A 6,964-nucleotide genomic window follows, 5' to 3' on the forward strand; every position below is an offset into this window, starting at 1 on the left:
AACTAACTAATCACATTCCTTTAATTCCCTATGGAACAATGTTAAAAGAACAAAGTCGTAAATGGAAAAGTGATGACCGTAAGGTCATGAATTGGTATTACAACGAAAAAGATGATTATTACCTAGATCCTAATGGTATTCGATTTAATTTTAATGGTTATCGTAAAAGAACTGATAAGAATCAATTTACGCGTGATTTTAAAGAATATGAGTCCGAAAAATATGATATTAATCAAAATATAGATTCTAATGCATTAACCAAATCTGGTAATACCAGAAAAATTAGAATTAATTATGCACGGGAATATTTTAAAAATAAACAAAAAGAATTGCTTTTGGCACCAAAAACAAGTGATATCTACGCAAAAAGAAAAATAGATGTAGAATCAGTTTTTGGTAGGCTAAAGGCTTCTTTGCGTTTTAATAGATTCTCCGTTAGGGGGTAATCGAAAAGGTAAAAAAAGAAGCTGGGTTTGCTATAATGGCATTAAACATAAGAAAGTTAATGACAAAAGTCATTAATTTTATAAAATTATATACAAAAACAGGATTTACGTTAAATATCAAACGTAAATCCTGTTTTTGTAGAGACTTATGTCACAGCCCCTTTATTAAAAGTTATTTTTAGCATCTTTGATTATTAGATTTATTATCCAATATACAAATGTTTGGATGATTGTTAAAATTATTACAAATACAATCATATGAGGAGTCCACATGTTGATTAAAGGATTAATTAATAATTTTGGTGACAATAGTAAATATATTGTATGAAATCTTAAAAATCTTCCTATATAAATACCAATTGAAGCAAGGATATTAAAAATTATGATTAAAGTTATACCAAACAATTTATTTTTAATGTGCAATTTATTTTTAATTTCATGAACTATTTTAAATAGTCCATATAATCCGATCAATGAACAACCTAAGGCACTTATTATTAAATATGAATAGCTTAGCCACATATTACTCGACAAACGCAGTAAGCCTTCGTTTGTATATGGACTTAGTAATGATAGATGAAATAAATCAGTTAAAAGGTATGGTGCGTTTGGATAAAATATTAACCATAGTATTAAAATAGGCCAGAATATCCAAGATTTTTTAACATGTTTATTCGTAAGTTCCAAACTCAATTCAATTGGAATGTAGCCCAAAATAGTATTCAAAATTAGAAAACCAAAGGGTGGTTTTACCATAAAATATAAGAAAATAATCCATGCAATGAAGATTATTCTGACTTGCCATTTTATATTTTTAAACATTATGCAACCTCTTAAGATAATTTATTATTACTATCTTACATTTTAACGCGAAAGTTAATTTTATTGAACAATTAAAAGCTAAAAATTACAATGTAATTATTAATATTAAAAAGTCACAATGTTGAGTGATATAATATATATTGTTAATTAAGTATGGAGGAATATTTATGAGCATAAATTTTAGTAATATATTTACTCTAAGCAACCTTTTAGATATATTGGTTGTTTGGTTTATTATATATGAAGTAATTGTCTTACTTAGAGGAACGAAGGCAGTTCAGTTATTTAGAGGAGTACTGGTAATTGCTATTGTAAAAATCATTAGTATTATTTTTGGTTTGACTGCAGTATCCTGGTTAACTGATCAAGTTATAAATTGGGGAGTTATTGCCATTATCGTTATCTTCCAACCAGAAATAAGACGTGGTTTGGAACATATTGGTCGTGGTTCAATTTTGAAACATACACAAAACCAAAATGTTGAAAACCAAAAGATGATTACCGCTTTAGATAAAGCAATTCAATACATGTCTAAACGTCGCATTGGTGCTTTAATAACAATTCAAATGGATACAGGATTAGAAGACTACATAGAAACTGGTATTAATATCGATGCTGATGTCACCGGTGAACTATTAATAAATACATTTATTCCTAATACTCCATTGCATGATGGTGCTGTTATTATCAGAAACAATAGGTTAGCAGTAGCTGCTGCTTATTTACCATTATCTCAAAGTAATTTAATTCCAAAAGAATTAGGAACGAGGCATCGTGCTGCTGTTGGAATTTCAGAAGTTACTGATGCACTTACGATTGTTATTTCAGAAGAAACTGGTGAAGTTTCTATCACTAAAAATAATGAATTACTAAGAGGGCTTACTCAAGAAGATTATATTAAGTTCCTAAAAGATCAATTGATTACTAAACAGGATTCTGTGAACAAGAATTTCTTTACCACTGTTGGTACATGGATTGATAAAATGAATCTTAAAAAGAAAGATGGAGGTAAAAAATAATGAAAAGATTAGATAATCCTTGGTTTTTCAGACTAATTTCATTAATTTTTGCCATCCTTTTATTTGTTTATGTTAATCAAGGCAAATTTTTTGGGAATAATAATAATTCTACTGATAGTTCAATCACTCAATTAACTGCTACTAAAAATTCAACTTTATCTTTACCATTACAATTGAATTTTGATAATAATAAATACTTTGTAACTGGTTATCCTGAAAAAGTATCAGTTAAAATTAGTGGTCCAGCAGCTTTAGTTACTACTACTGTTAATACACAAAATTTTAAAGTATATGCTGATCTTTCAAGATTAGGAGTTGGTCATCATAGAGTTAGAATTTATCAAGACGGATTGAATGATGAATTGAAGTATAAGACTAATCCTTCTTATATTAATGTTAATATTCAGCCTCGTAGGACCACTGAATTTCCTGTGAATATTAAATATGATGATTCAAACATTGCTGATGGATATCATGCGGGGAAAGCTGTTCTAGGTAATGATAAAGTTAAAGTTACAGGTGCCGAAAACGAAATTAATAAGATTAATAAGGTAGTCGCCGAATTAAGCATTCCTCAAGGAACTAACAAGACTGTTAATTCTTCCGTTATTCTTGAGGCCTTAGATGCAAAAGGTAAAATTGTTAATGTAATTTTGACGCCTTCTACAACTTCTGTTAATTTACCAATAAGCAGTGGAAATAATAAAAAAGTGCCAGTTAGTTTGCATACAGAGAACGCATCTTCTGCTAAAAAATATACTTTAACGCCTGAAAGCAAAACCGTTAAGGTATTTGGGACATCCAAAGAATTGGATAACATTAAAGAAGTAAAGGCATATGTTGATGTTTCTGGCATAAATAAAGAAAAGAATGTTAATGTTCAATTAGATAAAAATTTAAATCATGTATCTGGATTTGATCCTGATAATATTAAAGTCAAAGTTAAAACTAATTAGAAATAAATAGGCCTATTAAATGGACTAGAAATGGAGATATTATTATGAAATATTTTGGAACTGATGGGGTTAGAGGAGTTGCTAATGAAGACCTTAGCCCTGAATTAGCATTTAAATGTGGTCGTGCTGGTGGATATATTTTAACTAAGCACAGTGAATCAGAAGGACAACCTCAAGTTTTAGTTGCTCGTGATACTAGAATTTCTGGTCAAATGTTAGAAAATGCATTGGTTGCTGGTTTGTTATCTGTTGGAATTGAAGTATTACAATTAGGTGTTGTTACTACTCCAGGAGTTGCTTATTTAGTTAGAACTCAAGGAGCTGCTGCTGGTGTTATGATTACTGCATCTCATAATCCTGCAGAATATAATGGGATTAAATTCTTTGGTTCAGATGGTTATAAACTATCCGATGATTTAGAAGAAGAAATTGAAAAAATATTAGAAGAAGATAAAGATGATTTACCTCGCCCATCAGCCAAAGGCTTAGGCACTGCTGATGATTATTCTGAAGGTAGTCAAAAATATATTCGTTTCTTAGAACAAACAGTTCCAGAAGATTTATCAGGAATGAATATTTGTGTTGATTCTGCTAATGGTGCTACTAGCAGATTAGTATCTAGATTATATGCGGATTTAGGAATTGATTTTGATACTATGGCTACTACTCCTAATGGAATTAACATTAATGATCAAGTTGGTTCTACTCATCCAGAACAATTACAAAAAATGGTTGTTGATAAGGGTGCTCAAATTGGTTTAGCATTTGATGGAGATGGTGACCGTTGTATTGCTGTTGACGAAAATGGTGAATTAGTTGATGGTGATAAGATAATGTACATTTGTGGAAAATATATGTCCGATCATGGTCGTTTGAAGCAAGATACAGTTGTAAGTACTGTTATGAGTAATCTTGGTATGTATAAGGCAATGGAAGCCAATGGTATGAAGAATGTACAAACTAAGGTTGGGGACAGATATGTAGTAGAAGAAATGAATAAATCTGGATACAATCTTGGTGGTGAACAATCTGGACATATTGTTTTCTTAGACTTTAATACTACTGGAGATGGATTGTTAACTAGTTTACAACTACTACATGTAATGAAAGATACTGGTAAGAAATTATCAGAATTAGCTAGTGAAATTAAAAAGTATCCACAAAAATTAATTAATGTTAAAGTATCTGATAAACAACATGCTTTAGAAAACTCAAAAGTTAAGGATGTTATTTCCAAAGTAGAAACAGAAATGAATGGTGATGGACGTGTACTTGTTCGTCCTAGTGGAACTGAACCATTATTACGTGTAATGACTGAAGCGCCAACTCAAGAACTAGTGGATGGCTATACCAAACGTATTGCTGATGTAGTTCAACAAGAAGTTGGAATTGAATAAAAAAGATTAAAGGCCTTTAAAAGGTCTTTTTTTATAAATTTATATACAACTATACCAATTTATTCTTAATAATTGACATATATTGTAAATCATTGTAATCTATTACTTGTCTTTAAAAAAAATATAATATGAATGTCTATACCAATTATAAAATTGAAAGGAACATAAAATATGTGTGGAATTGTTGGAGTCGCAGGAAATAAAAATGCGGTTAATATTTTAATAAATGGTTTACAAAAGCTTGAATATCGTGGATACGATTCCGCTGGTCTTTATGTAAGTGATAAAGATGGTAAAGATTGTCTAATTAAAAGAACTGGAGCTATTTCTAATTTAAAAAAGGCTATTGGTTCAGACGTAAAAGGAACTTCTGGAATCGGTCATACTCGTTGGGCTACTCATGGTGGGGTAACGGTAGAAAATGCTCATCCTCATTACTCACAAGATGATCGTTTTTATCTTGTTCATAACGGAGTTATTGAAAACTATAAAGAATTAAAAGAACAATATTTAAGTGATTTTACTTTTACTTCTCAAACTGATACTGAAGTAGTTGTACAATTAGTCGATTATTTTGCAACTAAAGAAAACATGAATGCTAAAGATGCATTTTTAAAAACTTTGTCATTATTAGATAAAGGATCTTCATATGCATTTCAATTAATGGATCGTGAGGAACCAGATACTATTTATGTTGCTAAAGATAAGAGTCCTTTATTAATTGGAATCGGTGATGGTTGTAATGTCGTTTGTTCAGATTCATTAGCAATGTTAAACGTAACTCATGAATTCTTAGAATTAAATGATGGTGATTTTGTTACTGTCAAACCAGATTCTATTGATATTCAAGATAAGGATGGTAATAAGGTTACAGACCGTAAACCATTCCACGTTGATATTGATGCTAGTGATACAGATAAGGGTACTTATCCATACTACATGCTTAAAGAAATTGATGAACAACCTAATGTTATGAGAAAACTATCTTCTGAATACTTAAATGAAGATGGTAATCCTGAAATCGAAGAAGATTTATTAAAATCAATTAAACAAGCAGATCGCTTATACATTGTTGCTGCTGGTACTAGTTATCATGCTGGTTTAGTAGGTAAAAATTTATTTGAAACAATGGCTCAAATTCCTACTGAAGTTCACGTTGCTTCTGAGTTTGCATATAATATGCCACTCTTATCAAGGAATCCATTTTTTATTTTCTTAAGTCAAAGTGGTGAAACTGCTGATAGTCGTGAAGTATTAGTTAATGTTAGCAAAGCCGGTTACAAGAGCTTAACTATTACTAATGTTGCTAAATCAACTTTATCACGTGAATCAGACTATACTTTATTATTACATGCAGGTCCTGAAATTTCCGTTGCATCTACTAAAGCATATACTGCTCAAATCGCTGTTGAAGCTATTTTAGCTAAGGGTTTGGGTGAAGCAGATCAAATTAAAGCGGCTACTGAATTTAACTTAAGACAACAATTAGGATTAGTTGCTACAGGGATGCAAACAATTGTTGACGAAAAAGAAAAAATGAATCAACTATCCAAAGACTACTTTGTAAATGCTAGTAAGTCATTCTACATTGGTCGTGGCATTGATTACTTTGTTTCATTGGAAGCTGCCCTTAAACTTAAAGAAATTTCATATATCCATGCTGAAGGATTTGCTTCTGGAGAATTAAAGCACGGTACAATTGCTTTAATTGAGGATAAGACTCCAGTTATTGGAATTATTACTCAAAAGAATACTTCTAACTTAACTAGAAGTAATTTGGAAGAAACAATGGCTCGTGGATCTAAAGCTATTACAATTGTAACCAAAGCATTGGCTAAAGAAGACGATGATATTATCATTCCTGATGTAAATAGTATGTTAACACCATTATTAAGTGTTATTCCTGCTCAATTACTTGCTTACTATACAAGTTTGAATAAAGGATTAGATGTTGATCATCCTAGAAACTTAGCTAAAAGTGTTACTGTTCAATAAAATTAGAAAAAAGCATTGGGATTTAATCCTTGAAGTGAACCCCTAAAGTGAAACAACACTTTAGGGGTTTTTGTATGGCAAAATTTAGTTTTGAGTTAAAGAAAAAAATAGTTAAAGAATATTTTTCTGCAGGAATTGGTTCTACTAGTCTTGCTAAAAAATATAATATTAAAAGTAGAACAACTATTTTAAATTGGATTCATATGTATAATGCCTTCGGCATTAAAGGCTTGATTGTAAGAAAACCAATTAAAGTATATTCTGGAAATTATAAACGAAAAGTGCTGCATTGGATGCACACTAACCACAGTTCGTATCCAGAAACAGCA

Annotated in this window: 6 protein-coding genes and 1 pseudogene; 6 read left to right on the forward strand and 1 reads right to left on the reverse strand. The window is 30.5% G+C overall.

Annotated elements, in window-relative coordinates; translation table 11 throughout:
* A pseudogene (locus DY123_RS07470) lies at positions 1 to 526 on the forward strand (transposase); the annotation flags it as partial.
* A gap of 85 nt (positions 527 to 611) precedes the next feature.
* Here DY123_RS07470 and DY123_RS07475 read toward each other — a convergent pair.
* A complete protein-coding gene (locus DY123_RS07475; protein WP_181398826.1) occupies positions 612 to 1,268 on the reverse strand; it encodes a DUF1361 domain-containing protein in 657 nt (218 codons plus the stop codon).
* 167 nt (positions 1,269 to 1,435) lie between these two features.
* Between DY123_RS07475 and cdaA the strand changes: the two genes are divergently transcribed.
* The 5 genes from cdaA to DY123_RS07500 form a co-directional block, all read left to right on the forward strand.
* The gene (gene cdaA, locus DY123_RS07480; protein WP_140925364.1) at positions 1,436 to 2,287 is read left to right on the forward strand and encodes a diadenylate cyclase CdaA; all 852 of its coding nucleotides are present in this window, start codon (positions 1,436 to 1,438) and stop codon (positions 2,285 to 2,287) included.
* Complete coding sequence (locus DY123_RS07485) at positions 2,287 to 3,243, forward strand: CdaR family protein (protein WP_140925366.1); 957 nt, start codon at positions 2,287 to 2,289, stop codon at positions 3,241 to 3,243. Before cdaA ends, DY123_RS07485 begins: the two co-directional genes overlap by 1 nt.
* A gap of 44 nt (positions 3,244 to 3,287) precedes the next feature.
* Positions 3,288 to 4,640, forward strand: a complete 1,353-nt coding sequence (glmM, locus tag DY123_RS07490; protein ID WP_105964907.1) for a phosphoglucosamine mutase — start codon at positions 3,288 to 3,290, stop codon at positions 4,638 to 4,640.
* A 171-nt stretch (positions 4,641 to 4,811) separates the two neighbouring features.
* On the forward strand, positions 4,812 to 6,635 hold the full coding sequence (glmS, locus tag DY123_RS07495) for a glutamine--fructose-6-phosphate transaminase (isomerizing) (protein ID WP_140925367.1): 1,824 nt from the start codon (positions 4,812 to 4,814) through the stop codon (positions 6,633 to 6,635).
* A gap of 74 nt (positions 6,636 to 6,709) precedes the next feature.
* The coding region (locus DY123_RS07500; protein ID WP_140925172.1) for a helix-turn-helix domain-containing protein at positions 6,710 to 6,964 on the forward strand (255 nt) is incomplete at its 3' end.

This window comes from Apilactobacillus micheneri (assembly GCF_006493595.1).
Taxonomy (GTDB): Bacteria; Bacillota; Bacilli; order Lactobacillales; family Lactobacillaceae; genus Apilactobacillus; species Apilactobacillus micheneri.

Bases quoted from the DNA above. Each gene is read 5' to 3' on its own strand.
- DY123_RS07475 (WP_181398826.1), bottom strand. From the start codon at position 1,268: ATGTTTAAAAATATAAAATGGCAAGTCAGAATAATCTTCATTGCATGG.
- cdaA (WP_140925364.1), top strand. From the start codon at position 1,436: ATGAGCATAAATTTTAGTAATATATTTACTCTAAGCAACCTTTTAGAT.
- DY123_RS07485 (WP_140925366.1), top strand. From the start codon at position 2,287: ATGAAAAGATTAGATAATCCTTGGTTTTTCAGACTAATTTCATTAATT.
- glmM (WP_105964907.1), top strand. From the start codon at position 3,288: ATGAAATATTTTGGAACTGATGGGGTTAGAGGAGTTGCTAATGAAGAC.
- glmS (WP_140925367.1), top strand. From the start codon at position 4,812: ATGTGTGGAATTGTTGGAGTCGCAGGAAATAAAAATGCGGTTAATATT.